This is a genomic window from Vibrio sp. 970, from assembly GCF_033339075.1.
The window spans coordinates 1-1,215 of record NZ_JAWOTW010000081.1 but is presented as its reverse complement, the minus strand read 5'-3'; the positions used below and the strand labels follow the sequence as shown (position 1 = coordinate 1,215).

At 47.5% G+C, this 1,215-nt stretch carries 1 protein-coding gene; it reads left to right on the top strand.

The features are described 5' to 3' along the window. On the top strand, positions 1-1,215 hold a 1,215-nt coding region (gene der / locus R7Q11_RS24850), incomplete at both ends, for a ribosome biogenesis GTPase Der (protein WP_225466841.1).

Here is a 1,215-nt window from a genome sequence, read left to right as displayed (position 1 = left end):
ATCTACACTATTTAACCGATTGACACGCACACGTGACGCGTTGGTTGCGGACTTTCCAGGCCTAACGCGAGACCGTAAATACGGCCAAGCTCGTCTTGATGAAGAGCACGAATTCATTGTCATTGATACTGGCGGTATTGATGGCACAGAAGAAGGCGTGGAAACCAAAATGGCAGAGCAGTCGCTAGCAGCGATTGATGAAGCTGACGTCGTGCTATTCCTTGTTGACGGTCGTGCTGGTCTTACATCTGCTGATGAAGCGATTGCGGCGCATCTGCGTAAAATTGAAAAACCAGCGATGCTGGTGGTAAACAAAATTGATGGTATTGATGCTGACGCTGCGTGTGCTGATTTCTGGCAGCTTGGTGTTGATGACATGTACCAAATCGCGGCTGCACACGGTCGTGGTGTTACAGCATTGCTTGAGCGTGCGCTAGCTCCATTCTTTGATGATTTACTAACAAGTGAATCAGAAGAAGGTGAGATTGAAGATCTGACAGAATTTGAAGACGCTGACATTGCACCAGACGAATACACCGAAGAAGAAGCGGAAGCGGAGTTCCAACGTCTACAAGAACAGCCAATCAAACTGGCAATCATTGGTCGTCCAAACGTTGGTAAGTCGACGTTAACCAACCGTATTCTTGGTGAAGAACGTGTTGTGGTATACGACATGCCAGGCACAACTCGTGACTCAATCTACATTCCTATGGAACGTGATGGCCGTGAGTATGTAATCATTGATACTGCGGGTGTACGTCGTCGTGGTCGTATTAACGAAACGGTTGAGAAATTCTCTGTTGTTAAAACGTTGAAAGCCGTTGAAGACGCAAACGTAGTGCTATTGGTTATCGACGCGCGTGAAAACATCTCTGACCAAGACTTGAGCCTGCTAGGTTTTGCATTGAACGCCGGTCGTTCAATCGTATTAGCGGTAAACAAGTGGGATGGTCTAGATAACGAAGTAAAAGAGAACGTGAAGAAAGAGCTAGACCGCCGCCTAGGTTTCGTTGACTTTGCTCGCATTCACTTTATTTCTGCACTGCACGGTACTGGTGTTGGTCACTTGTTTGAGTCTATCCAAGAAGCGTACAAGTCGGCAACGACACGTGTTGGTACCTCTGTTTTGACTCGTATCATGAAGATGGCGACTGATGATCACCAACCGCCAATGGTTCGTGGCCGTCGTATCAAGCTAAAATACGCGCACGCAGG